23 protein-coding genes are annotated in these 25,174 nt (G+C 38.4%); 9 read left to right on the top strand and 14 right to left on the bottom strand.

Translation table 11 applies throughout. The features are described 5' to 3' along the window. Positions 1-37 precede the first annotated feature (37 nt). Positions 38-1,204, top strand: coding sequence for an aspartyl protease family protein (locus BUB03_RS12580; RefSeq protein WP_073063537.1), 1,167 nt, complete (start codon positions 38-40; stop codon positions 1,202-1,204). 98 nt (positions 1,205-1,302) lie between these two features. On the opposite strand, the gene BUB03_RS12575 is transcribed toward BUB03_RS12580, so the two are convergent. The 8 genes from BUB03_RS12575 to BUB03_RS12540 form a co-directional block, all read right to left on the bottom strand. Continuing rightward, on the bottom strand, positions 1,303-1,566 hold the full coding sequence (locus tag BUB03_RS12575) for a hypothetical protein (protein ID WP_139258837.1): 264 nt from the start codon (positions 1,564-1,566) through the stop codon (positions 1,303-1,305). Between the two features lie 790 nt (positions 1,567-2,356). Next, positions 2,357-3,715: a M20/M25/M40 family metallo-hydrolase gene (locus tag BUB03_RS12570; protein WP_073063535.1), complete on the bottom strand. Its 1,359-nt coding sequence runs from the start codon at positions 3,713-3,715 to the stop codon at positions 2,357-2,359. Between the two features lie 3 nt (positions 3,716-3,718). Further along, entirely contained in the window at positions 3,719-5,077 is a 1,359-nt protein-coding gene (locus BUB03_RS12565) for a M20/M25/M40 family metallo-hydrolase (protein ID WP_073063533.1), read from the bottom strand. Position 5,078: 1 nt separating this feature from the next. Then, a complete protein-coding gene (locus tag BUB03_RS12560) occupies positions 5,079-6,482 on the bottom strand; it encodes a M28 family peptidase (RefSeq protein WP_083538910.1) in 1,404 nt (467 codons plus the stop codon). Positions 6,483-6,537: 55 nt separating this feature from the next. Continuing rightward, positions 6,538-7,782 (bottom strand): DUF1015 domain-containing protein, encoded by a 1,245-nt coding sequence (locus tag BUB03_RS12555; RefSeq protein WP_040999029.1) that lies wholly within the window; start codon positions 7,780-7,782, stop codon positions 6,538-6,540. 3 nt (positions 7,783-7,785) lie between these two features. Further along, positions 7,786-8,751: a D-2-hydroxyacid dehydrogenase gene (locus BUB03_RS12550; protein ID WP_040999030.1), complete on the bottom strand. Its 966-nt coding sequence runs from the start codon at positions 8,749-8,751 to the stop codon at positions 7,786-7,788. Between the two features lie 123 nt (positions 8,752-8,874). Continuing rightward, a complete protein-coding gene (gene serC / locus BUB03_RS12545) occupies positions 8,875-9,939 on the bottom strand; it encodes a 3-phosphoserine/phosphohydroxythreonine transaminase (RefSeq protein WP_073063531.1) in 1,065 nt (354 codons plus the stop codon). Between the two features lie 123 nt (positions 9,940-10,062). Next, positions 10,063-10,413 (bottom strand): 4Fe-4S binding protein, encoded by a 351-nt coding sequence (locus BUB03_RS12540; RefSeq protein ID WP_040999034.1) that lies wholly within the window; start codon positions 10,411-10,413, stop codon positions 10,063-10,065. A gap of 59 nt (positions 10,414-10,472) precedes the next feature. On the opposite strand from BUB03_RS12540, the gene BUB03_RS12535 reads away from it, so the two are divergent. Genes BUB03_RS12535 through BUB03_RS12525 form a run of 3 tightly spaced genes read left to right on the top strand, consistent with a single transcriptional unit; the run spans position 10,473 to position 12,715 of the window. Beyond that, complete coding sequence (locus BUB03_RS12535; RefSeq protein WP_073063529.1) at positions 10,473-11,507, top strand: acyl-CoA reductase; 1,035 nt, start codon at positions 10,473-10,475, stop codon at positions 11,505-11,507. 46 nt (positions 11,508-11,553) lie between these two features. After that, on the top strand, positions 11,554-11,991 hold the full coding sequence (locus tag BUB03_RS12530) for a hypothetical protein (RefSeq protein ID WP_040999038.1): 438 nt from the start codon (positions 11,554-11,556) through the stop codon (positions 11,989-11,991). 34 nt (positions 11,992-12,025) lie between these two features. After that, positions 12,026-12,715 (top strand): Bax inhibitor-1/YccA family protein, encoded by a 690-nt coding sequence (locus BUB03_RS12525; RefSeq protein ID WP_040999040.1) that lies wholly within the window; start codon positions 12,026-12,028, stop codon positions 12,713-12,715. A gap of 375 nt (positions 12,716-13,090) precedes the next feature. Here BUB03_RS12525 and BUB03_RS12520 read toward each other — a convergent pair whose 3' ends face one another. The 4 genes from BUB03_RS12520 to BUB03_RS12505 form a co-directional block, all read right to left on the bottom strand. Further along, positions 13,091-13,339, bottom strand: a complete 249-nt coding sequence (locus BUB03_RS12520) for a DUF6952 family protein (protein ID WP_034727575.1) — start codon at positions 13,337-13,339, stop codon at positions 13,091-13,093. Beyond that, positions 13,339-13,647: a thioredoxin family protein gene (locus BUB03_RS12515; RefSeq protein WP_040999045.1), complete on the bottom strand. Its 309-nt coding sequence runs from the start codon at positions 13,645-13,647 to the stop codon at positions 13,339-13,341. The genes BUB03_RS12520 and BUB03_RS12515 overlap by 1 nt, the downstream gene beginning before the upstream one ends. A 162-nt stretch (positions 13,648-13,809) precedes the next feature. After that, a complete protein-coding gene (locus tag BUB03_RS12510) occupies positions 13,810-14,442 on the bottom strand; it encodes a peroxiredoxin (RefSeq protein WP_040999047.1) in 633 nt (210 codons plus the stop codon). A 171-nt stretch (positions 14,443-14,613) separates the two neighbouring features. Further along, a complete protein-coding gene (locus tag BUB03_RS12505) occupies positions 14,614-15,810 on the bottom strand; it encodes a pyridoxal phosphate-dependent aminotransferase (protein ID WP_073063527.1) in 1,197 nt (398 codons plus the stop codon). Positions 15,811-16,035: 225 nt separating this feature from the next. On the opposite strand from BUB03_RS12505, the gene BUB03_RS12500 reads away from it, so the two are divergent. The 5 genes from BUB03_RS12500 to BUB03_RS12480 all read left to right on the top strand — a co-directional run bounded on the left by BUB03_RS12500 (position 16,036) and on the right by BUB03_RS12480 (position 21,793). Further along, on the top strand, positions 16,036-17,373 hold the full coding sequence (locus BUB03_RS12500; protein ID WP_073063525.1) for a M28 family metallopeptidase: 1,338 nt from the start codon (positions 16,036-16,038) through the stop codon (positions 17,371-17,373). Positions 17,374-17,461: 88 nt separating this feature from the next. Then, complete coding sequence (rsmG, locus tag BUB03_RS12495; protein WP_073063524.1) at positions 17,462-18,097, top strand: 16S rRNA (guanine(527)-N(7))-methyltransferase RsmG; 636 nt, start codon at positions 17,462-17,464, stop codon at positions 18,095-18,097. Positions 18,098-18,159: 62 nt separating this feature from the next. Further along, the gene (locus BUB03_RS12490; protein ID WP_040999053.1) at positions 18,160-18,564 is read left to right on the top strand and encodes a hypothetical protein; all 405 of its coding nucleotides are present in this window, start codon (positions 18,160-18,162) and stop codon (positions 18,562-18,564) included. A 2-nt stretch (positions 18,565-18,566) separates the two neighbouring features. Continuing rightward, positions 18,567-19,103 carry a DUF922 domain-containing protein gene (locus BUB03_RS12485; protein ID WP_073063523.1) on the top strand — a complete coding sequence of 179 codons (537 nt, stop codon included), beginning with the start codon at positions 18,567-18,569 and terminating at the stop codon, positions 19,101-19,103. Next, the gene (locus tag BUB03_RS12480; protein WP_073063522.1) at positions 19,100-21,793 is read left to right on the top strand and encodes a PD-(D/E)XK nuclease family protein; all 2,694 of its coding nucleotides are present in this window, start codon (positions 19,100-19,102) and stop codon (positions 21,791-21,793) included. Before BUB03_RS12485 ends, BUB03_RS12480 begins: the two co-directional genes overlap by 4 nt. 65 nt (positions 21,794-21,858) lie before the next feature. Here BUB03_RS12480 and BUB03_RS12475 read toward each other — a convergent pair whose 3' ends face one another. Together BUB03_RS12475 and BUB03_RS12470 are read right to left on the bottom strand one after the other, a co-directional pair. Continuing rightward, positions 21,859-23,805 carry a T9SS type A sorting domain-containing protein gene (locus BUB03_RS12475; RefSeq protein ID WP_073063521.1) on the bottom strand — a complete coding sequence of 649 codons (1,947 nt, stop codon included), beginning with the start codon at positions 23,803-23,805 and terminating at the stop codon, positions 21,859-21,861. A 163-nt stretch (positions 23,806-23,968) separates the two neighbouring features. Further along, positions 23,969-25,147 carry an acyl-CoA dehydrogenase family protein gene (locus tag BUB03_RS12470; protein WP_073063520.1) on the bottom strand — a complete coding sequence of 393 codons (1,179 nt, stop codon included), beginning with the start codon at positions 25,145-25,147 and terminating at the stop codon, positions 23,969-23,971. Positions 25,148-25,174: the final 27 nt, after the last annotated feature.

Genomic DNA, 25,174 nt, shown 5'->3' with positions numbered 1-25,174 from the left:
AACAAAAAAACTATTATTTTAGCATAAAATATTTTAAGTGAAAAAAGTCCTCTACACCCTTCTCATTCTATCCACAACAACTATTTCCGCCCAGGGAAAGAAGTTCTTTAAAAGCGGGGAAGTAAAGCTTCAGAATCCTGTAGAAAAGATCAACCTCAGATATGCCAATGATCTGCCTTTTGTGCAGGTTAATATTAATGGCAAACCTTATAATTTTTTATTTGATACCGGAGCGCCTACCGTAATTTCTACAGCTGTATACACTGAGCTGGGACTGGAAAAAAAACATACAGCTAAAGTTAAGGATTCCCAGAAAAACAAGCAGGAGCAGATTTTTACTATTCTGCCGGAAATGGTTGTTGATAAAGCTGTTTTTAAAAATGTAGGAGCAATAGTAATGGACTTCAGTGTTTCTGAGCTAAGCTGCTTTAAAATTGATGGCATCCTGGGAGCTAATCAAATGGCAAAACTTTTCTGGAAAATCAATTATGCAGAGAATTCACTTGAGGCTTCAGAAGACCTGACCCAATTTAATCCTGCAGATTATGATATTGTTATTCCTTTCAGTCCTAGACCACAGAAAACGCCCGTTGTAGAAACCGATCTGCAGGGCAAAAAAATAGATCTTACTTTCGATACCGGATTTTCCGGAAGGCTGAAGATAATAGATGGTGCGTATGACGTTCAAAAGGCACTAAAGAGTATAGAAGTCTACGGAACCAATTCTGTAGGTGCTTATGGGGCGGCAAAACCGGCACCGGGATATATTTTCAGAACGGCAGCTCTGCCATTAGGAAACAAAATCTTCCCGAATGAAATAATTGCCACTGGAAATGCAAGCCTGGTCGGAAATGATTTCTTTAAAAACTTTGTTTTCATCCTTGATTGGTCCGGAAACAAAATTTACATGAAACAGATTAAAAATGAACCTGCCAAACTGGAATCATTCGGTTTCGGTTACCGTTTTATAGATTCAAAACCAACAGTAGCCTTTGTATTTCAGGAAGAAAACTTTCCGTTAAGGGTAGGAGATACTATTATCAGCATTAATAACGTGAATCTAAATAACCTCGACAAAGACGGTGCCTGCCATTACTTTATCAATAGAGTGGAAAACGGACAGAAAACAATTGACCTTAAGATCAGGAGAGAAGGAAAGGAAATGCAGGTGAGGCTTGAAAAGAAGGAATTCCTAAGTGTTTGATTGTCTGAGGAGAATTTTTTAAAGATGTATTAACCATAAGATACATAAAAAGCCGTTCAATAAACTTGAACGGCTTTCTAGTAAAGTAGAAATTAAAGTTATATGTTTCTTGATTTCTTGCTCATATAAGAAGAATTCATTCTTCCGGTAAGGGAACTGATAAATACAATTCCAAAACCGATATATGCCGCAAATGCGGTCAGATATACTATTAAGCTGTTAAAATCAGGTTTTGAGGCATATGCAAAATATACCAGTACGGAAAAAACAGCAAAACTTATCAGAAGCATCAGGCTCCAGATATTCATTTTTGCGGCATCTTCATTTCTCTTAAAAATCATTTCAAAAAAGGCTCTCATCATTAATCACTTTTTAAGGGTTATACATCTGTTTTCCGTTCTTCCATAGAACGGTCCGGAATCATTTTCCGTTATCATTCAGTAGCAAAAAGATCATAGTTGAACTTGGCTAAGGTTATGATCTTATGGCCGTTTGATTGTCTTACATTAGGGTATGCTTTAAGCTGCCCACAAAGTTTTAATTAAAAAACAGTATTGAATCCGGGAAAGGGATTCATGAGCTTTAGGACACCGTACACAATCATCATCGTAAATGGAATTGATAAGAGGATTATCTTTTCCGTTGCATACGGTATCTAAAGAAAAAGGATCATATAAAATAAATATACAAATCCTTGTCCGGCTCAACAGAAACTGAAGTTTCCGCAGTCACCTTTTCTCATCGTCTGTGTTTTAAATAATTTTTTTTCAATGATTTAGCTTGCGAATTTCATGCCAAAGTGACTTTTTCAATATATTTTTCTGCTAAGTAATTTTAAGTTCAGGTTTCAGCGGCTTCTCAAACTTTTATTGCGATAGGAAAACTTGCTTAAAATATATAAAAGGAAAAATTAAAAACTTACTGAGCCAAGCCATTTTCAGTTTTCGGCCTCAGTATTCCCCTCCTCCGGAGGGGTGGCAAATCGAAGATTTGACGGGGTGGTTTCAATACCAAGAGCAATTAACTTATCTATCCATCAAACAAAAAAATCAACAAGTTAATTCCGGAAGCGTACAGCTGTATATAGCTTCATCAGAGTTAACTTGTTGACAAAATCTTTTGCCTTAATCAAAAGGTCTTCAAAACAGTATTCTACCAGTTCTTATCAATCATATAAATAAGCTGGGTCATAGCGGTGGCTCCTAAAAGAAGCTCCCTTCTGTTTACCTTTTCAAAAGTATCTTCTTCTGTGTGGTGGATATCAAAATATCTCTGGGAATCCGGCACCAGCTCTGCCGTAGGAACACCCATGTCATGAAGCGGGTAAATGTCCGTTCCGGAATATTTTCCTTCAAAATTATAAACTCCGTATGGTAAAAACAAGCCGGCCCAGCTTTTAATCCGGTTTCTTTTTTCATCATCCATTTCCAATGAAATTCCTCTCGGAGCAAAGCCGCCGGCATCGGATTCTATGGCAAAAAGATGCTTCTCGTTCTTTTCCTTGGCTGTTTTTCCATATTGTATGCCTCCTTTCACACCATTTTCTTCATTGGCAAAGCAAACAACCCTGATTGTATGATTATTTTTAATCCCCAGTTTTTTGAATGTTCTTAAAACCTCAATACTTTGCACAATTCCGGCTCCGTCATCATGAGCGCCTTCTCCTACGTCCCATGAATCCAGATGGCCGCCAACTACAATCACGCTCTGGTCCTTTTTGCCGGTGATCTCACCAATCACAGAGTGGGAGAGTTTTTCACCCTTCATTCCACAGTTGGAATTAAGCTTTGCTGTGACTTTCTGGGTCTTTAAAAGCGCTTCCAGTTCATCCGCAGTTGTAGCTCCGATGGCTACAGCAGGAATTTTTGAAATTTTATCTTCATAACGCATAGCTCCGGTATGTGGAACATCGTCAAAGGCAGAAGAAAGGGATCTGATAATGGCAAATTTACCTCCTTTTTTAGCCGTTAAAGCAGCAGCCGTTACCCTGTATTTTGCAGCATCGCTGTAGCCTCTGAATGTTTCTACAAAAGACTGACTGAAAGGGTAGTTAAAGAACACGATCTTATCCTTTACTTGATCTGCCGGAAGTTTATCATATTCTTCCATAGATTTCACGATGATGATCTCGCCGGAAACATCTTTTCCGCCGGTACCTTCAGAATTTCCGAGAGAAAGCATTTTCAGGTTTTTCCATTTGCCGTCAGTGGTTTTGATCTGCAGGGATTCTTTTCCGCGGGTCCAGACAGGAACCATTACTTCCTGAAGCCATACTTTATCGGCGCCGGCTTCACGAAGTTTCTGTTCTGCCCATTTTACGGACTTTTCATAAGCCGGAGAGCCGCTTAAGCGGTGGCCGATATTTTTAGTTAAATCTTTAAGGTCTGTATAGCCTTTTCCGTTGTTCAGGATTTCTGTGGAAATTTTGCTGAACTGGACAGAATCTTCTTTGGACTGGCCAAAAGCAGCCATTCCGAGGAATAATAATGAAGTTCCAATTATCTTTTTCATAGTTTACCAATTTTTATCGATCATGTAAATAAGCTGTGTCATTATCGCAGCACCGAGAAGCAGTTCTCTGCGGTTGACTTTTTCAAAAGTATCTTCTTCTGTATGATGAATGTCGAAATAACGCTGCGGATCCGGAACCAGCTCTGCAGTGGGAACGCCCATTTCATGCAGTGGAGCGATATCCGACCCGGAATATTTACCCTCAAAATTATATACTCCGTAAGGCAGAAACAGGTTTACCCAGCTTTTGATCTGGTTTCTGTTTTTGTCATCCATTTCCAGGGAAATTCCTCTTGGAGAGAAGCCTCCTGCATCTGTTTCTATCGCAAAAAGATGTTTTTCATTGCTTTCTTTTGCTGTTTTTCCATATTGCTTACCGCCTTTGGCCCCGTTTTCTTCATTGGCAAAACAAACAACCCTGATGGTATGGTTATTTTTAATTCCAAGGTTTTTAAATGTTCTTAAAACCTCAATACTTTGCACAATCCCCGCACCATCATCATGGGCACCTTCGCCTATGTCCCATGAATCCAGATGTCCTCCGGCAACGATCACGCTCTGGTCCTTTTTTCCGGTAATCTCACCGATCACTGAATGGGAGAGCTTTTCACCTTTCATTCCACAGTTGGAATTGAGCTTTGCTGTAACTTTTTTATTTTTTAACATGGTTTCCAGCTCATCAGCAGTTGTATTTCCGATGGTCACTGCAGGTACTTTGGAAACGTTGTCATCATACCGCATATTACCTGTGTGAGGAACATCATCAAAAGCAGAAGATAATGATCTGATGATGGCAAATTTTCCTCCTTTCTGAGCTGTCAGATTAGCTGCCGAGCGCCTGTATGCTCCGGCTTCCCGGTAGGCAATGAAAGTCTGTACATGTGACTGATTAAAAGGATAGTTAAAGAATACGATCTTATCCTTTACCTGATCTGCCGGAAGCCTGTCATATTCTTCTAATGATCTTACCATAATGATCTCGCCGGTGACATCTTTTCCACCTGTTCCTTCAGAATTTCCCAGAGAAAGCATTTTCAGTTTCTTCCACTGTCCGTCTGCGGTTTTAATCTGCAGGGATTCTTTTCCTCTTACCCAGACCGGAATCATTACTTCCTGCAGCCATACTTTATCAGCACCGGCTTCCCGAAGCTTCTGTTCGGCCCATTTCACAGATTTTTCATAAGCCGGAGAGCCGCTTAAGCGGTGGCCGATATTTTTAGTTAAATCTTTAAGGTCTGTATAGCCTTTTCCATTATTCAGTATTTCCGTAGAAATTTTACTGAACTGTATTGAATCTTCTTTAGACTGTCCGAAAACAGCCATGCCTAGCATTAAAAGTGAAAGGGTGAAGTTTTTTTTCATTTTACCAGTTTTTGTCGATCATGAAAATAAGTTGTGTCATGGCAACCGCTCCCAAAAGAAGCTCTCTTTTGTTTACTTTATCGAACGTGTCCTGTTCGGAGTGGTGGTAATCGAAGTATCTTTGGGTATCTACCACCAGTTCAGCTAAGGGAATATCCAGCTTTTTCAGCGGAGAAATATCCTGAATAGCTTCAGTCTGGTCGAAATCGTAAATACCATAAGGAAGAAAATAGTTTTTCCATTCGAAAATCTGTCTTCGTCTTTGCGGAGGCATATCTAAAGAAAATCCTCTCGGAGAGTATCCTCCTGCATCCGTCCCTAAAGCAAAAACATGCTTTTCATCTTTCTTTTTTACATAAGCTGCATACATTTCGCGTCCCTGACCTCCGTTTTCGCTGTTCGCATATAAAACAACCCTTATTGTGTGATTATTTTCAATACCAAGCGCTTTGAATGTTCTTAAAACCTCAATACACTGGGCAACACCGGTTCCGTCATCAATGGCTCCTTCACCGAAATCCCACGAATCTAATTGAGCTCCCAAAACAATCACTTTGGAATCTTTTTTACCCTGAATTTCAGCAATAATGTTCGGATTGGTAGTATCGCCTTTTGATTGTGCGGTCATATTTAGTTTGGCGGTAACTTTCTGATTTTTTAATAATTGTTCCAGTTCATCAGCGGATCTTACTCCAATGGACAGGGCAGGAATCCTTATTTTATCATCAGGCTCGTAATACACCATTTTTGCATGAGGTGTATCGTCTGTAGCTGTTGTTAAAGATCTTATAATTAAAGCTTTTGCTCCTGTTTTGGCAATTATGGAAGCGGAAATTAATTTGGATTTTGCGGTAATTAGATAAGAATCACTTGTATTGATGATTTTCGGGTCCATCGGAACATTGACGAAAACAATTTTATCTTTTAATTGTTTGATCGACATTGCGTTAAGCTCAGAAGTTGAATTGATTAAAACAATTTCTCCTGTAAGATCTTTCCCGCCTGTTCCTTCGGAATTCCCGAAAGATAACATTCTGATATTTTTCCAGTCTCCATTCGCTGCTTTTATCTGCAGAGATTCTCTTCCCCTTATCCAGACCGGAGCCTTGGCTTCCATTCTCCAGATCATATCAATGCCGATAGATTTGAGTTTTTTTTCTGTCCATTCCACTGCTTTCATATAACCTGGGGTTGCACTGAAACGGGGCCCGATTCCTTTGGTAAGTTCGCCAAGATTCTCATAGGCGGTACCATTAGTCATTATCTCATCTGAGATTCTTTTGAATTCGTCATGGTAGTTGAACTTGGCCACTGTGGTCTTTTTTACCGGCTTTTTGAGTGGCTTTTTTTGAGAAAATAAAAATCCACTCAAAAAGAGTGGAAGTATAATGAAGATTTTTTTCATTTTTTATTTACCTTTCTTTTTCCGAAGATAAAAGTAGGGAAAATTTAGGAATTTATTAAGGTTTCATATCGTACATTAACAGGGCTGTAACCAGTTTCGGTTCAATGAATGTACATTTTGGAGGCATACTGAGCTTAAGATCCGAAATTTTGATCATATCATTGAAACTCACGGGGTAAATCCCAAAGCCTACTTTGCCTTCGCCATTGTCTATTTTTTCCTTTAAAAAGTTAATACCCTGGATGTTGGATGTTCCTTTTACATAGGAGATTTTCTCAGAGCTGTCGGAATTTTCTATTTTCAGGATATTCTTGAAAATGTATTTATCTAAAAGATGGTGGTCAAGATTATCAAGGGACATTTCTGTAGAACGAAGGTCGTGTTTCACGTGAAGGGAGTAAAACTTACCATCCAGATACATTGAAATGTGGAATTTCTGGGAAGGAAAATAAGGTGTTTCACCTTTTTCATGGATCAGGAAATACTGGTCCAGTTCTTTCAAAAATTCTTCGCTGGAAAGCCCGTTAAGATCAGATAATATTCTGTTGTAATCGTGGATCTTGATGGATTGGTTGGATACGATAAAGCTGTATACAAAGTTATAAGCTTCAGTACCGTTATGCCTTTTGTTTTTTTCTTTGTGGTATTTTGCATTCAATGCTGTGGAACCGATCCTGTGGTGACCGTCGGCAATGTAGAAAGAGTCGATCTGATCAATCACTTCCTTGAACTGCTGAAGCTTCAGACGGTTGTCTATTCTCCAGATTTTGTGTCTGATCCCGATAGAATCAACATGGTTGAAAATAGGAACATTTTTTTCCTCATGGTTCATCAGAAGCTCAATCTTGGAATTGGAAGGGTAGGTAAGAAGTACCGGTTCAGCCTGCAGGTTTACCTTGTCCAGATAATGGGCCAGTTTTTCCTTTTTCTGAGGAATGGTACTTTCATGTCTTTTAATCTTTCCGTTCCAGAAGTCTTCAATACTTGCCAATCCAAGCAATCCTCTGAAAACCTGTTTGTTGGGATAGATCTGCTCATAAAGATAATATGCTGAACTGTCCTGGATGAGTTTTTTCTCTTCAAGAAGTTCTTCAAATGTAGAACGGATCTTTCTTAAATTCCGGTCAATATCTTTAGATTTACTTACAACATAGGGTTTAATCATGTTGATGTAAGTATTTTCAACTTGAGCTTTCTCTGCAATTTCCTCTTGAGTGAAATTGTCCAGCGGATGGGTAGGGAAAGTGCTCTCAAAGTCTTTATGAGGTCTTATTCCACGGAAAGGTTTAAAAACAGGCATAGTTTATCTTATAGTTTCTTTTTGTAGCTTAATAATTTGTTCTGCAAGTTCTGCACCGATTTTCTCCTGTGCATCTATGGTATTTCCACCCACATGAGGAGAAAGAGATAGCGCAGGGTTCATCAGTAAAGGTAGCTCAGGTTTCGGTTCGTTCTCGAAAACGTCCAGTGCTGCTCCTGCTACTTTTTCAGATTCAATGAAATCTATAAGGGTTACCTCATTGATCACACCGCCTCTTGCAGTATTTACTATGTAGACTCCGTCCTTCATTTTTTCAAACTGGGGCGTGTCTATAATATATTCATTGGTTTTGGGTGTATTGATGCTGATAAAGTCTGTGTCTTTAAGAAAAGCATCCATATCATTGGTGGAAGTGATTTCAAAGTTCAACGTCTGACCATCGAAAAAGTCCAGGGTAAGAACTTTTGTTTTCGGGGTTTTTGTCAATACCTTGATTTTCATTCCCAATGCGATCCCCATTTTCACAACTTCCTGACCTATGCTTCCGAAACCGATTACTCCAAGTGTTTTTCCTGAAAGTTCATAGGCTTTGCTGAATGATTTTTTCATGGCATCAAAGTGGGTTTCCCCCTCCAATGGCATCAGGCGGTTGGATTCGTGAAGGAATCTTGCCAGTGCGAAAAAATGTCCGAAAACAAGTTCAGCAACCGATTTAGACGATGCATTAGGAGTATTGATCACTTTTATGCCTTTACTTTTAGCATAGTCTACGTCAATATTATCCATTCCGATACCGCCGCGTCCTATAATTTTCAGGCTGGGACAGGCATCGATCATATCCTGTCTTACTTTCGTAGCACTTCTTACAAGGAGAATATCGACGTTATTTTCATTAATGAAATTAATAACATGATCCTGTGCCACCCTGTTTGGCAGGACTTCATATCCTGCTTCTTTAAGGGCAAGTTCTCCTGTTTTTGAGATTCCGTCGTTTGCTAAAACTTTCATTTCTTATTTTAGATTTAAAGACTGAAAAATTCTGATATTTAAAAATTTTAAATCGGGTCGCAAATTAATAAATTTTAATTAACTGCTCTAATCTTTCAATCTTTGAATTTTTTAATGCTAAAATTATTTAATGGATCTCATTACATCTACCAGAACCTGCACACTCTCAATAGGTAAGGCATTGTATAAACTTGCTCTGTAACCACCAAGGCTTCTGTGGCCGTTCAGTCCGCTGATTCCCGCTGCTTTCCACGCATTGTCAAATGCTTCTTTTTTGCTCTCGTCTGTCAGTTTGAAGGAAACATTCATTAAAGAACGGTCTTCTTTTACACAGAAGGTTTCGAAAAGAGGATTGCTGTCGATTTCTTCATATAAAAGTTTTGCTTTAGCTTCATTTCTTACTTCAGCAGCTGCAATTCCTCCGTTTCTTTCAAGGTACTGCAGAGTAAGAAGAGATGCGTATACAGGGAAAACCGGAGGGGTATTGTACATGGATTCTTTGGAGATATGTTGGGAATAATCCAGAATAGAAAGCATATTTTCTCTTCCTGTTTTTCCAAGGATTTCTTTTTTGATAACCACTAAGGTAACTCCTGCAGGTCCCATATTTTTCTGAGCGCCGGCATAGATCAGGTCGAACTTGGAAAAATCCAGCTGTCTTGAAAAAATATCTGAGCTCATATCACAAACCATCAAAGTATCCACATCCGGGAAAGATTTCATCTGAGTTCCGTAGATCGTGTTGTTGGATGTGCAGTGGAAATAATCATATTCCGAACCTACCGTATAATTTTTTGGAATAAATGAGTAATTTTCTTCTTTGGAAGAACCTACTACATCTACATTTCCTAATTTTTTTGCTTCTTTGATTGCTCCTGCCGCCCAGGTTCCCGTATCCAGATAAGCTGCTTTACCACCTACTTTCAAAAGATTGTAAGGAACCATTGCAAACTGCAGGCTTGCACCTCCTCCTAAATAAAGTACTTCATAATCATCGCCAAGATTCATCAGCCTTTTTACAATAGCTCGGGCTTCGTCCATTACGGCAACAAAGTCTTTGCTTCTATGTGAAATTTCAAGAAGGGATAATCCAATTCCGTTAAAATCTAAAATAGCTTCTGCTGATTTTTCAAATACCTCCTGAGGTAAGATACATGGCCCTGCGCTGAAGTTGTGTTTTTTGCTCATATTTTTACTTTTTTGGTTGTGCAAGAATGGTAAAGACTTGCCGTTTATTTTTGATATTTTACTAGATTATTTCAAATTTTATAGTTAAAAAAACCGCCTCATTATCCTGAGACGGAGCTTTTATTATTCACCGTGTAAGAATGCTTTTTTGTTAAGCAGGGTTTCTTCAGATTCTACATGATCTTCATCAGGGACACAACAGTCTACCGGGCAAACAGCCGCACACTGAGGCTCTTCATGGAATCCTTTACATTCAGTACATTTATCTGTTACAATGAAATATACATCGTCGCTTACCGGTTCCTGTGGCGAATCTGCATCTACAGTAAGTCCTGACGGCATAGTTACGGTACCTGTAAGAGCGGTACCTTCAGAAGCTTTCCAATCTACGGCCCCTTCATATATTGCATTATTTGGGCATTCCGGCTCACAGGCCCCGCAATTAATGCATTCATCAGTTATTTTAATAGCCATCGCTAATTTTTTTTAAATTTGCACAAAATTACAAAATATTCCCCAATTTAAAAGTAATTATGAATATCGAAAATCAAGTTTTAGGACTTATTAAGTTAAGTGAGTATATAAAAGAGTTTTTGGCAAAGGATCAGAAGGAGTATAATGATGCAGATCATGAATTTGAGTTTTTGCTTAAAAGATCTGAAATAGAGAATCCTTGGTTTACCATTGAGAATCAGAAATTTGCTCTGACAGAGTGGACGAATCTGCTTACGCAGGAAAATATAAACAACTGGATCAGAAACTATTCTGTTTCCAGGACCCCTAAAAGGGTAGGACTGATTCTTGCCGGAAATATTCCTCTTGTCGGACTTCACGATGTGATATCGGTTGTTTTAAGCGGCCACATTCCGTTGATCAAGCTATCTTCAAAGGATAAGCAGATGGTTCCTTTTCTGCTTAAAAAATGGAATGAGTTTTCTGGCGGAGTTGTTCGATTCGAATTTGTTGAAAGACTGGAGAATTTTGATGCTGTAATTGCCACAGGAAGCAATAATACAGCACGTTACCTAGAATATTATTTCAAAGACCATTTGAATATTATCCGTAAAAACAGAACTTCTGTTGCCGTACTGGAGGGTAATGAGACTCCCGAAGAACTTCAGCTTCTTGCCGAAGATATTTTCAGGTATTTCGGTCTTGGATGCAGAAATGTGACCAGGATTTTTATTCCGGAAAATTTTGTGATCGACAGACTTTTTGAAAGCTTCATAGGCTTCCAGGATATTATCAATCATAATAAATATGCTAATAATTATGATTACAACAGGGCGGTTTACCTTCTGAACCAGGATAAATTCTGGGATAATAATTTTGTAATGCTGAAAGAGGATGAGAAGCTTTTCAGTCCGCTATCGGTAATCAATTTCAGCAGATACTCATCATTGGATGATGTAAAGAAATTCATTGCTGAAAACGAAGAAAATATTCAGTGTATTGTGGCTAAAGATGAGCTTGGCCTGAACTCTATTCCTTTTGGAGAAGCACAGCATCCTGCTTTGGATACGTATGCGGATAATGTAGATACGATGAGATTTTTGGAAGTGGTCTGATTTTCGTATCTTAACTCACTTTATTTTACCAAATACCAAAAAGATTATGAAAAAAATATTTTTAGGACTTACAGTGCTTGCCGCGCAGCTGATGTTTGCTCAGAAAGTGACGGGAGTAAAGGTTGAAAGAGTTCAGAAAGAGGTTCCGGCACAGCTGGACAAGGAAAAAGTGGCCTTATATAATGAGAATTTCCTGAAGTTCGTTGAGGCGCTTAAATCTCCGGACCGTACAGCAGTAGACGCGCTTTTATCGGATAAAGTGAAGGCAATCGTTACAGATGATGTTCTGCAAAAAGTAAGAGAAGGCTTTGATGTCAATAAAAAGCTGGAAATCTTAAGCACAGGATATCATAAGCTCATGGACGGTTCCAATCTTCCAAGCATTCATTACAAATATGCAGGGGAGTCAAAAGAAGTGATTATGGCTGTATTTGAAGAGGATGGAAAGATCCTTGGCGTGATGCCGGCCAAAAAAACAAAATAATGAATATTCAAACAAAAATTAAAAAATACTAACTATGATGACAGATGTCCTGGTTGCTCATTCCTCAGAAGTGGAAAAAGCAGCTTTTTACAGAAAAACTTACTTACATGTTGCTTTATCTATCCTTGCATTTATCGGGGTTGAAACTGTTTTACTGAAAACGGTTCCTGTAGAGGTTATTGCGATGATGTTCGGGCAGAAATATACTTGGCTGCTGATTATCGGGGTTTTCTGGCTGGCTTCTATGCTGGCTTCCAAATGGTCGCTTTCACAGAGCAGAACTACGCAATATTTCGGATTAGGATTTTATATCGTTCTGGAAGCTGTAATCTTTATGCCGATGATTTATATTGCGGCCAATATGCAGGGTGGCGGAAATATTATTTTCCAGGCTGCCATGCTTACGATTGCTATGTTTGCGGGACTTTCTGCAGTGGCATTTACTTCTAAAAGAGATTTTTCATTCTTAAGAAATATCATTATTATCGGAGGCTTTCTTTCGATAGGACTCATTGTAGCCGGGGCTATTTTCGGATTCAATTTAGGGCTTTGGTTTTCTGTGGGAATGGTTCTTTTGGCTTCTGCAAGCATTCTTTACGAAACAAGCAAGCTTAAAAATGTATATACTACCGGGCAGTATGTAGGGGCTTCCTTACAGCTTTTTGCATCCATTATGCTGTTGTTCTGGTATATCCTGAGAATCTTAATGAGCAGAAGAAGTTAGATTTAAATAAAAAGTGAAGAGTTGTAATTCTGATCTATCAATAATAATTAATCCCGGTGATAATTCATCGGGATTTTTTATTTTCTTTAAACACAAATGCCACAAATTATTTGTGTGATTAGTGAAAGGATTCGTGCTATTAGTGTTTTAATTAAGTTATTAAACAAAAAAAATCCTGGTAATATTTACCGGGATTTTAATTGGATTCTTTAATTATAGAAACAACGTCAACAGCATCAGCAATGGCATATTACAGAAGCTTTGTACAAATGTTTAAAATAAAATTAAAGAATTGAGAAAATATAGTGTCGAGGAAAACCTCAGTAGTATTGTGGTTAGTAATCTTTAATGATTAAATCTATGATTCAATAAAAATTACTTATCAATAGATCCTAAGACCTTCTGTGCAAAAGAATTCAGAGCATCTTTTTCGCTCATACCGTTCTGAACGCTGGCGTGTACTTCCAAAGCGCCGCAGATATTGGTGATCAGTTCTCCTGCTACATTCAGGTCCTCTTCACTGGTTCCTCTGAATTCGCAGAAACTTTCTAAAACCTCCAGTGTTTTTTCAAGGTTTTCCGGAGTCTGGTTCTGGTAAAACTGTCTGATTACTGGTAATTTCATTACTGTATTTCTTTAAAAAGATTAATTAAACTTTCGGCCTGGTTGCTCTGTACCTGGTTTACCAATTCACCGTTTTTAAAAACTGCAAAGGTAGGAAGGTTGTCAACGGTTGCCAGTTTTCTGCTTTCAGGAAGTTTTTCAGCATCTACATATAAAAAAGGGATATCCTCGTTTTCTGATGCTAGTTTTTTAAATTTCGGCTTCATGATTCTGCAGTTTCCGCACCATGTTGCCCCGTACTGAACAACTACTTTTTCATTGTCGTTTACGATATTCTGTAAGGTATCTTCTGTTAATTCTGTGTACATAATGATAATTTGAAAAATTATTAATTTAAAAATGTGTTAATTGGCAAAGGCACAAATTGTTTCCTTGCAATTTTGTGTGAAAAATAAATAGAAAATGAGATAATTTTATATAATCCTGAGATCAATTTTCAAATTATCTCATTTTCAAATTAACACATTATTTTAGTTCTTTGCTAAATATTCTGCTGTAGAATTTCTGTCTGCTTTCATTGCATCTTTTCCTTCTTCCCAGTTCGCAGGACATACTTCACCGTGCTTCTGAACGTGGGTGTAAGCGTCGATTAGTCTTAAATATTCTTTTACGTTTCTTCCTAACGGCATATCGTTTACAGACTCATGGAAGATTTTTCCCGTTTCGTCAATAAGATAAGTTGCTCTGTAAGTTACGTTAGAACCTGTGAAAGTTTCTTCACCTTCTTCATTGTATTCAAAATCCTGATCTACAATTCCTAAAATGTTAGCCAGCTGTCTGTGAGTATCAGCTAAAAGCGGGTAAGTTACCCCTTCGATACCACCATTATCTTTTGCAGTGTTCAGCCATGCAAAGTGTACTTCATTAGTATCGCAAGAAGCACCGATTACTTTTGTGTTTCTTTTTTCGAATTCACCTAAAGCATCCTGGAAAGCGTGAAGCTCTGTAGGACATACGAAAGTGAAATCTTTAGGATACCAGAATAAGAGTACTTTTTGCTGGTTGGAAGTTGCTTCTTCAAGAATGTTGATTCTAAGATCATCACCCATTTCAGACATGGCATCAATGGTTACATTTGGGAATTTTTTTCCTACTAAAGACATAATTTTCTGTTTTTATATTAAATTTTCTTGTGCAAAGATATAAATATTTCATCTATCGAACAAATCAATATTGATAAATAAAATCTATAATTGTTTTTAATCAAATTATAGGAAAAAAGCCCTGAAATCAGAGCTTTTTGTTTACTTTATACTGGTTTTATGCAGTCTAATTTATGAATTGAATGGTGCCAGTGCATCCTTGATTCGTTTCATCGCTTCTCTCAGGTCTTCCTCAGAAGCTGCATAGGAAAATCTGATGCATTCAGGGCTTCCGAAAGAAACTCCGCCTACACATCCTACATGGGCATTTTCCAATAAGAACATCGCGAAGTCATCGGAATCTTTGATTTCCGTACCGTTCAGTGTTTTTCCGATATAATAGGAGATATCCGGGAAGAAATAAAAGGCGGCTTTTGGAAGCAGTACTTTAAATCCTGGGATTTCCTTCATCAGATCATACACCAGATCTCTTCTTTTCTGAAACGCATCAATCATGTATCTGTATTCTGAAGGGTCTGTTTTTAAAGCGGTAATAGAAGCTCTCTGCGCCATTGTATTGGCTCCGCTGGTCATCTGTCCCTGAATTTTTTCACAGGCTTTTGCCAGCCATTCAGGACAGGCGGAATAACCGATTCTCCATCCGGTCATGGCAAATGCTTTAGACATCCCGTTGATTACAGCAGTCTGTTCATAAACTTCAGGAAACTGGGCAATGGATGTTGTTTTCGTTTCGTAATTGATATACTCATAGATTTCATCCGAAATGATCGTCACATGAGGATATTTGGCAATAACTTTCGCCATGGATTTCAGTTCATCATAGGTGTAATATCCACCGGACGGGTTACACGGCGAGCTGAAAAGAATTGCTTTTGTTTTATCTGTTATAGCTTCTTCAAGCTGTTCAGCTGTAATTTTAAAATCTGTAACATAAGAGGTTGGAAGCATTACCGAATTTCCGCCCATCATTTTTACCATCTCATCGTAGCTTACCCAGTAAGGTGCAGGAAGAAGTACTTCATCACCATCATTGATCACAGAGGCAAGTACATTTAAAATAGCTTGTTTAGCTCCGTTGGAAACACAGATCTGGGAAGGTTTATATTCAAGGTGGTTGTCTCTTTTTAATTTGTAGGCTACCGCTTCACGAAGCTCAAGAAACCCGGGAACAGGAGAGTAGTGGCTGTAATTCTGGTTGATCGCATCAAAAGCGGCCTGTTTGATATTATCCGGAACATCAAAATCCGGTTCGCCAAGAGTAAGACTAATCACGTCAATGCCGGCGGCTTTCATTTCTCTTGCTTTGTTCGACATTACGAAAGTCTGTGAGTAACCTAATCTTTTTACTCTATCTGAAAGTTTATCCATATGATGTTTTTGAATTTAAACAAATATATAATAAAAACGTTATTTCCGGGAAATAAAAGTGGTACAGGAAAAAAGATTTTTATCAGGTTTTTTAAAATTTTAATCATTAAAGTATAGTCTTTTATACTTTTCTTCCAAAATACTCAGTTCTTAAAAACATGGAAATGAAAAGCTGTAGCCAATATTATGTTTTTGTATATTTAGCTATCTAAATATTCAGTGGGTATGAAATATTCTCTCCTTTTATTGTTGGTTCCTTTTGTAAGTTTTTCCCAAATAAAAACAAAAGATGAAGAAATAAAGAAATACGTTTCCGAAGTGAGCTCAGATTCTTTAAAATCTTATATTAATAGCCTTGTAGGCTTCCATACCAGGCATACTTTAAGCTCAGTGGATGATAAAAACCAGGGAATAGGAGCAGCAAGAAGCTGGGTGTTGGGAAAGTTTAAAGACTATGCCAAAAATTCAGGAGGAAGAATGGAGGTGTACCTGCAGCAAGAGGATATTCAGCCTGATGGAAAAAGAGTAGACAAGATTACCAGTCTGGGAAATCCCATTGCTTTTCTGAAAGGAACAGATCCAAATGATAAAAGGATTTTCCTGATTTCCGCGCACCTGGATTCACGGGTCACAGATGTTATGAACAGAACCTCGTTTGCTCCCGGTGCTAATGATGACGGGAGTGGGGTAAGTGCTGTGATAGAATCGGCGAGAATTCTGAGCAGGTCTTCTTTTCCCGCATCTGTTATTTTCGTTACTTTTTCCGGTGAAGAACAGTCATTGCTAGGGTCTAAACTACTTGCAGACAAGGCAAAAAAAGAAAATCTACAGATAGAAGCAGTCCTTAATAACGATATGATCGGAAACGCTGAAGAAGGAGAAACCGGGAAGATCAATAACCGTACGCTGAGGGTTTTCAGTGAAGGGATGCCGTATGTGGACCTGGATAAAAAAGCAATGAATATAAGAAACCTGGGGCTTGAAAACGATGGAGATTCCAGGCAGCTCGCCCGGTATATTAAGGAAATTGCAGAAGAATATGTGAAAGGGCTTGAGGTAAAACTGATTTACAGAAACGACAGGTTTCTGCGCGGAGGCGATCATTCAAGTTTCGTCACCCAGGGATTTCCTTCGGTAAGGCTCACGGAATATTATGAGAATTATGACCGTCAGCATCAGGATATCAGAACGGAGCATAACAAACAATACGGAGACCTTCCCCAGTATATAGATTACAATTACCTGAAAAGGAATGTGGCTGCGAATATTGCAGTTCTGGCCAGTCTCGCAAAAGCTCCCTCTAAACCTGAACAGGTAGAAGTAAACGTGAAAGAACTTACCAATTCTACTGTACTGCAATGGGAAAGGCCGAAATCCGGTTTCCCGATTGGATATTATGTCCTGGTAAGAGAAACGGATAGTCCCTTGTGGCAGAAAAAGCTCTTTACTAAAGAACTCACCATTAAAATTCCGCTTTCAAAGGATAATTATATTTTTGCAGTACAGGCCGTTAACCAAAGTGGAAACTTAAGCGTTCCTGTTATTCCGGCTATTGCAAGATAATGTCACTTTATTGTTAAAGTTTCCCCGAAGCAACTTCATTTGAATACAACGGAAATAAAACTTATTTTTGCAGATTATAATAATTCATATGGCAGCATCGTTACTATTAAAATATTTTCCTGATCTTACAGAGAAGCAGATCGAGCAGTTTTCCCAACTGGAGAAACTGTATAATGAATGGAATGAAAAAATCAATGTGATCTCAAGAAAAGATATGGATTCGCTGTATGAGAAACATGTTCTGCATTCTTTGGGAATTGCGAAAATAATGGAATTTGCGCCGGGTACAAAAGTTCTGGATATTGGAACCGGAGGAGGTTTCCCGGGAATTCCACTTGCCATTTTATTTCCGGAAACAGAATTTACTTTAGTTGATTCTATCGGAAAGAAAATTACTGTAGTGAAAGCAGTGGCAGAAGGCATCGGGCTGACGAATTTAACGGCTATTCATGGAAGAGCTGAAAAAGTGAAAGAAAAATTCCATTTTGTAGTCAGCAGGGCAGTAACCCAAATGCCTGAATTCCTGAAATGGCTGAAAGGAAAATTTGAAAAAGAACAAATTAATCCCAAACATAACGGAGTTTTATATTTAAAAGGCGGCGACCTTGCTGAAGAGCTGGCCGGAATTAAATGTGAAATCTTCAACCTTAAAAACTATTTTGATGAAGAATTTTTTGATACTAAAAAAGTGATTTATGTATCAAAAGGCAATTTTAACTCTTGATTTTTTAAAATTAAGTTGTAATTTTTGCTGAATTATTATTGATAATCAGTAAATTTAAGGTTATGAAAAAACTTTTAAATATTGGATTTTCTGTATTGTTTTTAGGGCTGGCTTTTATCTCCTGTGAAGATGATGACTACCAGACCGTGCAGTCCATAGGACGAATCAGGATCGACAGTGTAAAGATCATGAAGGATACGATGGATGTGTATTCAATACAGAGCATTAAGACGTATTCTACATATTCGTCCCAATGTGAGGGGTTTTACGGATATGATTATATTCACGACAGCAGTTTGCAAAGATCTGTTACCGCTTATAAATATATTACAGAAGGACCTTGTACACAGGAAACCCATGTAGGAAGCAGCCAGATCAAATTCAATCCGCGCCAGACAGGAACCTATACCTTCAGATTCTGGAACGGCAGCAACAGCTGGATCACCAAAACAATTGTAGTCAAATAATAATGAAATGGATTTCGCTTGGCCTATTTCTCTTTACGAATATACTTTTCGGACAAAAAATTATCTGGAAGGAAGATCGTAAACTGGTCTGGGATAATTTTAAAAGTGCAGTAAGCAGAAAAAACAATACGGATGTAATTGCCTATACCCATTGCGGGTGGGAGTATTCTGTTGTAAAATCTACAAACCCTAAATCTCCGGTTAAAATTGAAATTGCCGCTATCTTCAATGAAGATATGTCCTGGAAAGATGCGAAAAGGATTAATGATTATATCCTCCTTCATGAGCAGAAGCATTTTGATATTGCAGAACTGTTCGTCAGAAAATTCAGGAAAGAAATAGCGGAAAAGATCAAAACTTCCGCTGATTACAACAAAAACTTCAATGCAGTTTACAGCAGGATATCCAATGATTACAAAAAATTTCAGATGTCCTATGATAAAATCACAGAACATGGCATGAATAAAGAAAAACAGGCAGAATACAATGCCCTCATTGCTGAAGAACTGGATCAATTAAAAAGCTATAAAGCCTCTTGAAATTTCTCAATAAAATCATCCAGGAACTTCTGGCCCAAAACCAGGATCTTTCGGAGTTCAATATTGTTCTGCCCGGAAAACGTCCTATCGTGTTCATCAGGCAGATCCTTGAAGAAAACCATTACTCAGGGTTTCTTCCCAATTTTTTTACCATAGAAGAACTGATCGACAGGATTGCGGAAAAACAACCTGTCCAGGGAATTTCTTTGTGGCTTTTTGCCTTTGATGTTTACCGGAGCCTTGGGCTTATCCCTAAAGATGACTTTTCGGACTTTTTAAAGTGGTTTCCGACCCTGCAGAAAGACTGGGACGACATCCTGAAGTTCTCTGAAAGCGATGAGGCCGTACTGCAGTACATGTTTGATGAAGAAAGGATCAAAGAATGGGCTCAGGACTTAGGCGAAGACGATGACGTTCCCCGCAAAAAATTCCTTAATTTCTGGCAGAACATGAATATTTTTCTCCCAGCTTTAAAGAAAAAACTGCAGGAGAAAAACTGGGCGACTTCCGGGATGATCCATGAAACGGCTAAAGCGAAGATTGCTGGTTTCGCTGAAGCTACTTCCGAGCATTTTGTATTCTGTGGCTTCAATGCCTTTACGCCGGTAGAAGAGAAGCTGGTAAGAAATCTGCTGCGGTGGAATAAAGCGCAGTGTTTCTTTCAGGCGGATCATTATTATTTTGATGATGAAAGACAGGAGGCAGGAAAATTCCTCAGGAACCATAAAATGTGGAAGGAATTTGATGATAACAGGGCATTTCAGTGGATAGAAGATGACTTTAACCAGCCTAAAAATATCAAAGTCTATGAAGTCTCCGGTAATGTGACGCAGACCAAGGTGCTGCCTGAAATATTCAAGGAAATTGAAAATAAAACCTATTCCAATACCGCTGTGGTTTTATTGGACGAAAACCTTCTTCCTGCAAGCTTAGATGTAATGTATGGGGTTGAAAACCTGAATATTACCATGGGTTTTCCGCTGAAGAATCTTTCTTTTTCCAATGCGGTAAAACAGCTGTTCTATCTTCAGAAACAGCTGGAGAAAAATAAATCTTCCTATTATTACAGAGATATTTTCCCGATCCTTGAAGAGCTTCCGAAATCTGCTGAAGATGAGCTGATTATCAGTAATTTCAGGACGAAAGTAGAGGAAAGAAATATAGTTTATATATCAAAAAAGCTTTTAGAAGAGCTTCTGAGCGGGCTTTCGTATTACGGACTCCTTAAAAAAGCTGATCATACAGGTGTTTATCTCGATATGCTTATTGAGTTCTGCCGGCAGATTAAATGGCTGGAGATAGACGATATCCAGTACGAAAATGTTTCCCATTTTGAGAATGCTTTCAGGATCATTAAAAACCAGCTCAGTCCGTATGATTTTGAGATCAAAATGGAGACGCTGGAAATCCTGATCAACCAGCACGTTAATTCGGAAAGTATAGATTTTCAGGGAGAACCGCTCCGTGGGCTCCAGATTATGGGACTTCTGGAAACCCGTCTTCTGAACTTCGAAAATGTCATTATGCTTTCTGTGAATGAAGGGAAACTTCCTTTGGGAAATTCTCAGAATACGTACATTCCGTTTGATATCAGAAGATATTTTGACCTTCATACTTTCCTGGAAAACGACAGTATCTATGCCTATCACTTTTACAGGCTGATCCAGGATTCCAAAAATGTCCATCTTTTGTACAATGCCCTCAGTTCAGGAGTGAATACCGGGGAAAAAAGCAGGTTCATTACCCAGATCGAAATGGAGAGTTCTCATCAGATAGAACATCTTATTATTGAGAATTCTTCCGAGCCTATTGTTTCTCAGCCGATAGAAATTCTTAAGACTCCAATCGTGCTGGAAAGGCTTCAGAAATGGAAAGAAAAAGTATCGGCTTCACATCTTACCAGCTACCTTTATAATCCTATTGATTTTTACCTTTCGAAGATATTAAAGACCTCAGAAACAGATGAAATAGAAGAAGAATTATCGGTAAAAAATTACGGAAATTTAGTTCATTATTCACTTCAAGAAGTATATGAAGTACTGAAAGGTAAGGTTTTAAAAGAAAATAATTTACAAAATTCAATTAAAGGAATAGATCAATATATAAACGTTGCTATTGAAAAGCTAAAGCACCAGCCTGAATTCTACGAAAAAGGCATGAATTATATCCACCGGGCTATTGCTAAAAAAGTAATTGAAAATGTCCTGAATCATGATCTTGAACTGATCAAAAAAGGGAATACTTTAGAAATCCTGGATATTGAAAAAAGATTTGAGAATGTAGATTTCTATCTTGATGGCAATGATAAAATTTCCTTCTTTGGGTTTATTGACAGAATAGACCGCCTCAACGGAACATTGAGAATTATCGATTATAAAACCGCAAAGATTAAAAATCTCACGGTAAAAATAGACGAAAACAATGTTGCCGAATATTTCCATAACAGTGAAAGGAAACAGGCTCTCCAGTTGTGTATTTATCATTATGTGGTTCAGAACCTTCCGGAATTCTGGGGGCTTCCTATAGAAACAGGCATCTGGAGTTTTGCAGAAGCTAAAAAAGGAGTGGTTTCCCTGCAGTTCGAAAAAGGGAATATTGATGATGCCATGCAGTCTGTGAAGAATCTTATCCTGGAAATTTTAAATCCGGATCTTAGTTTTATTGAGAACGTAAAGCCTTATTCCAATTAAAAATGCACTCCATTGCTGAAGTGCATTCCATCAATTTGAAATGAAGAATATATTATGATGATTTGTTATAATTTGACTTTCTTATTGACTATTTTTCCATCGGAGGTAACCATTTGAACAACATACACTCCTGATTCTAAATTATTTGATCTGAATTCCGGTTTGTTGATGTCCTGCTGAAGGATCAGGGCACCGGAAATACTATAAATGCTGATATTTTTGATGCCGTTATCTGCTTTTGCAATAATCTGGCGGTTTTGGGTAAATACTTCAGTTTTATTGGCTGATGGTCCGTCAGTCAATGCCTTTTTGAACTGCAGGTTATAAAATTGAGTGACTACTTCAAAGGTATTGTTTTGACTGGCAATATCTTTTATATCAATTCCGCCGTCTTTGCTGTATTGTTCGTTGGAAACTGCTTTAAGAAGGTTTTTATTTTCATCAAAAATATTAACGGTCAGAAGTTCTTCCTGAGGAATTTTCAGTTTTAAGATATGATTGTTTTCAGACTGTATGATCTCATTTTCAGGAACTTCTATTGGGGTATTCTTAACATAAGGGATTAATTTTTGATCATTGTTTTCCTGTACTTTTAAAAGGTAAACTCCATCTTTTAAGGTAGATAAGCTGCTTTCCGTAGCTGATCTGCCTGTTGCTTTTTCCTGATTGAAATCTGTGATTCCCACAAGCTCCATATTGCCAAGATCCGGTTTTAGCTGGGAGGAATAAAGTGAATGAGCTTTTGGCTGGCCGTTATCCTGCTGTTTTGAAGTCAGTACAGCCCATTGGTTCAGAAGTCCACCGCTTCTAAGTGTATTAAATTTTGCATTGGATGCAAGAACAAACGGCACGATTCCTCCTACATGGCCCAAAGGTCCCCAATAGAAAGCTTCAAGCTTGTACTTGTTCAGGTCCCACCACGAATAATATCCGCGCTGTACATCAATGGTTTTGGAGGTGTTTTCCGGCGGAATAGCCAGATCTACAGTCGAATGCCCCAAGGTCATCGGTGTTTTGTTGTACCAGTCGTATACATCTTTAGGTTTCAAGCATCTTCTGAGGTTGTTGTTCGGATTATTGGTCACATCATTCACGAAATTCTGGGTGAAAAGATTCCTCCAGATGACTGGGCCCCAAAGAAGACCTCCGTTATCCTGGACCACATGATAATTATATTTATCCAGATATTCAGGTGAAATTACTTCTGAAATGCTGGTGTTATAGGTTTTATACCCCGTATTGTTGCAGGTATGGAGAACATTGGCAAGGAAAGAAGTAAACGGATAAAAATCCTTTTCCAGAACCCCTTTATTCAACGTGACTCCTGAAAAGTCATAAGGGCCGTCACCCATATATGCATATTTGAATTTCAGATTGGTAGGGTTGAAGCTATTCAGGGACTTTAAAGTAGACATGGCTGCATGGGCGCCCTGGGAGTAGCCTGCCAGAAAATATTCATCATATCTTTTTATACCTAACTGCCCCAGGACTTTATTAGCTGCCGTTACAAAATCTATTGTTGCTCCTGCTTCCGTAGCTGCATCTACATAGGGATGAACTCCGTCTCCACTTCCCATTCCTACATAATCTGGAGCCATCAGAATGTATCCGTTGAGGACATAGGAGAGTTCCACTACAAATCCGGCCGTTAAAGTTCCTTTAAAGTTAGAGGGAACATTATCTCTGCTGTCAGTGGTTCCGTGATCAGATACTACTGTAGACAGTTTAAAATTGACATTAGGATACATCAGAAGCCCGGTGGCTTTTACTAAAACATTCTTTTCATTTTTAGTATAATAGGTAATTTTATATCCCTTAAGTCCCACATTGAATCCGTTGAGATAACTGACGAAATCCGGGGCGTTCTGGTCACCAAGATTATTGGAGATAAAATTGGCTACCCCTTGCGGAGTGAGATCTAATTTCTGTTCAAAGCTGGCAACATCTCCTGCCTGCTGGGCAAAAAAGAATGGAGCTGTACAACTTAATAAAAGAACGGATAGTTTTTTCATATCAATATTTTTTAATGACTTTAAATTAAATGTTTTTAATAAAATGTCATTAATTTTAATACATCAATAATTATTCACTGAATATAAGTTCCCTGCAAAGTGAGTAAAATAAGGAGTCCGGCCATTCGGCCGGACTCCTCTTTAATATATTGTAAGCTTTTACTTAAAAAGCGTTGATACCTGTGATATATAAACCGGTAATCAGTAAATGTACATCATGAGTACCTTCATAGGTGATTACAGATTCAAGGTTCGCAGCATGTCTCATCATTGGGAATTCACCCATGATTCCCATACCGCCGAGGATCTGTCTGGATTCTCTTGCAATATCAATAGCCATTTTCACATTGTTGCGCTTAGCCATTGAGATTTGTGCAGGACTTGCTTTATGGGCATTTTTAAGATTTCCTAACTGCAGGCAAAGCAATTGCGCCTTTGTAATTTCAGTTAAGAATTCTGCCAGTTTCTTTTGCTGAAGCTGGTAAGAACCGATTGGTTTCCCGAACTGCTTTCTTTCTTTGGAATACTGAACCGCTGTACAGTAGCAGTCGATTGCAGCACCGATTACACCCCATGATATTCCATATCTCGCCGAATTTAAACAGGATAATGGTCCTTTCAATCCTGTAACTCCCGGAAGTAAATTTTCTTTGGGAACTTTTACGTCATTAAATACCAGCTCTCCTGTTTTGGAGGCTCTTAAACTCCATTTATTATGCGTTTCAGGGGTAGTAAAACCTTCCATACCTCTTTCAACGATCAGTCCCTGTACCTTTCCTTCTTCATTTTTTGCCCAAACAACAGCAATATCGCAAAGCGGTGAATTGGTGATCCACATTTTGGCTCCGTTCAGAAGGTAGTGGTCACCCATATCTTTAAAATAGGTTTCCATAGAACCCGGATCAGAACCGTGATTAGGTTCAGTCAGTCCAAAAGAACCAATCATTTCTCCTGCGGCAAGATGAGGAAGGTATTTTCTCTTCTGCTCCTCAGAACCGAATTCATTGATCGGGAACATCACCAGCGAACTCTGTACCGAAGCAGCAGAGCGTACTGCCGAATCTCCTCTTTCCAGTTCCTGCATAATCAAACCGTAAGAAATCTGATCTAACCCTGAACCACCGTATTCAACAGGAATATATGGACCTAAAGCCCCAATCTTTCCCAATTCTTTCATTAGGCCCGGAATATCTGTATGATTTTGTGCGGCCTGATCAATCTGCGGCATTACAAAACTTTCCACCCAATCTCTTACCGATTGACGGATCAGTTTGTGTTCTTCAGTAAGTAAAGCATCAATTCCGTAATAGTCTGGAATGCTTGTAAGAGGATAATATGACATGATTTTTTGATTTGCCTAAAAGTAATA

It is taken from the genome of Chryseobacterium oranimense (assembly GCF_900129755.1).
GTDB lineage: Bacteria > Bacteroidota > Bacteroidia > Flavobacteriales > Weeksellaceae > Chryseobacterium > Chryseobacterium oranimense.
This window is presented reverse-complemented; position numbering and strand designations above follow the sequence as displayed.

What these genes read in the sequence shown, in the direction of transcription:
- BUB03_RS12575 (WP_139258837.1), bottom strand. Translation starts at nt 1,566, where the DNA reads ATGATGAGAGCCTTTTTTGAAATGATTTTTAAGAGAAATGAAGATGCC.
- BUB03_RS12570 (WP_073063535.1), bottom strand. Translation starts at nt 3,715, where the DNA reads ATGAAAAAGATAATTGGAACTTCATTATTATTCCTCGGAATGGCTGCT.
- BUB03_RS12565 (WP_073063533.1), bottom strand. Translation starts at nt 5,077, where the DNA reads ATGAAAAAAAACTTCACCCTTTCACTTTTAATGCTAGGCATGGCTGTT.
- BUB03_RS12560 (WP_083538910.1), bottom strand. Translation starts at nt 6,482, where the DNA reads ATGAAAAAAATCTTCATTATACTTCCACTCTTTTTGAGTGGATTTTTA.
- BUB03_RS12555 (WP_040999029.1), bottom strand. Translation starts at nt 7,782, where the DNA reads ATGCCTGTTTTTAAACCTTTCCGTGGAATAAGACCTCATAAAGACTTT.
- BUB03_RS12550 (WP_040999030.1), bottom strand. Translation starts at nt 8,751, where the DNA reads ATGAAAGTTTTAGCAAACGACGGAATCTCAAAAACAGGAGAACTTGCC.
- serC (WP_073063531.1), bottom strand. Translation starts at nt 9,939, where the DNA reads ATGAGCAAAAAACACAACTTCAGCGCAGGGCCATGTATCTTACCTCAG.
- BUB03_RS12540 (WP_040999034.1), bottom strand. Translation starts at nt 10,413, where the DNA reads ATGGCTATTAAAATAACTGATGAATGCATTAATTGCGGGGCCTGTGAG.
- BUB03_RS12535 (WP_073063529.1), top strand. Translation starts at nt 10,473, where the DNA reads ATGAATATCGAAAATCAAGTTTTAGGACTTATTAAGTTAAGTGAGTAT.
- BUB03_RS12530 (WP_040999038.1), top strand. Translation starts at nt 11,554, where the DNA reads ATGAAAAAAATATTTTTAGGACTTACAGTGCTTGCCGCGCAGCTGATG.
- BUB03_RS12525 (WP_040999040.1), top strand. Translation starts at nt 12,026, where the DNA reads ATGATGACAGATGTCCTGGTTGCTCATTCCTCAGAAGTGGAAAAAGCA.
- BUB03_RS12520 (WP_034727575.1), bottom strand. Translation starts at nt 13,339, where the DNA reads ATGAAATTACCAGTAATCAGACAGTTTTACCAGAACCAGACTCCGGAA.
- BUB03_RS12515 (WP_040999045.1), bottom strand. Translation starts at nt 13,647, where the DNA reads ATGTACACAGAATTAACAGAAGATACCTTACAGAATATCGTAAACGAC.
- BUB03_RS12510 (WP_040999047.1), bottom strand. Translation starts at nt 14,442, where the DNA reads ATGTCTTTAGTAGGAAAAAAATTCCCAAATGTAACCATTGATGCCATG.
- BUB03_RS12505 (WP_073063527.1), bottom strand. Translation starts at nt 15,810, where the DNA reads ATGGATAAACTTTCAGATAGAGTAAAAAGATTAGGTTACTCACAGACT.
- BUB03_RS12500 (WP_073063525.1), top strand. Translation starts at nt 16,036, where the DNA reads ATGAAATATTCTCTCCTTTTATTGTTGGTTCCTTTTGTAAGTTTTTCC.
- rsmG (WP_073063524.1), top strand. Translation starts at nt 17,462, where the DNA reads ATGGCAGCATCGTTACTATTAAAATATTTTCCTGATCTTACAGAGAAG.
- BUB03_RS12490 (WP_040999053.1), top strand. Translation starts at nt 18,160, where the DNA reads ATGAAAAAACTTTTAAATATTGGATTTTCTGTATTGTTTTTAGGGCTG.
- BUB03_RS12485 (WP_073063523.1), top strand. Translation starts at nt 18,567, where the DNA reads ATGAAATGGATTTCGCTTGGCCTATTTCTCTTTACGAATATACTTTTC.
- BUB03_RS12475 (WP_073063521.1), bottom strand. Translation starts at nt 23,805, where the DNA reads ATGAAAAAACTATCCGTTCTTTTATTAAGTTGTACAGCTCCATTCTTT.
- BUB03_RS12470 (WP_073063520.1), bottom strand. Translation starts at nt 25,147, where the DNA reads ATGTCATATTATCCTCTTACAAGCATTCCAGACTATTACGGAATTGAT.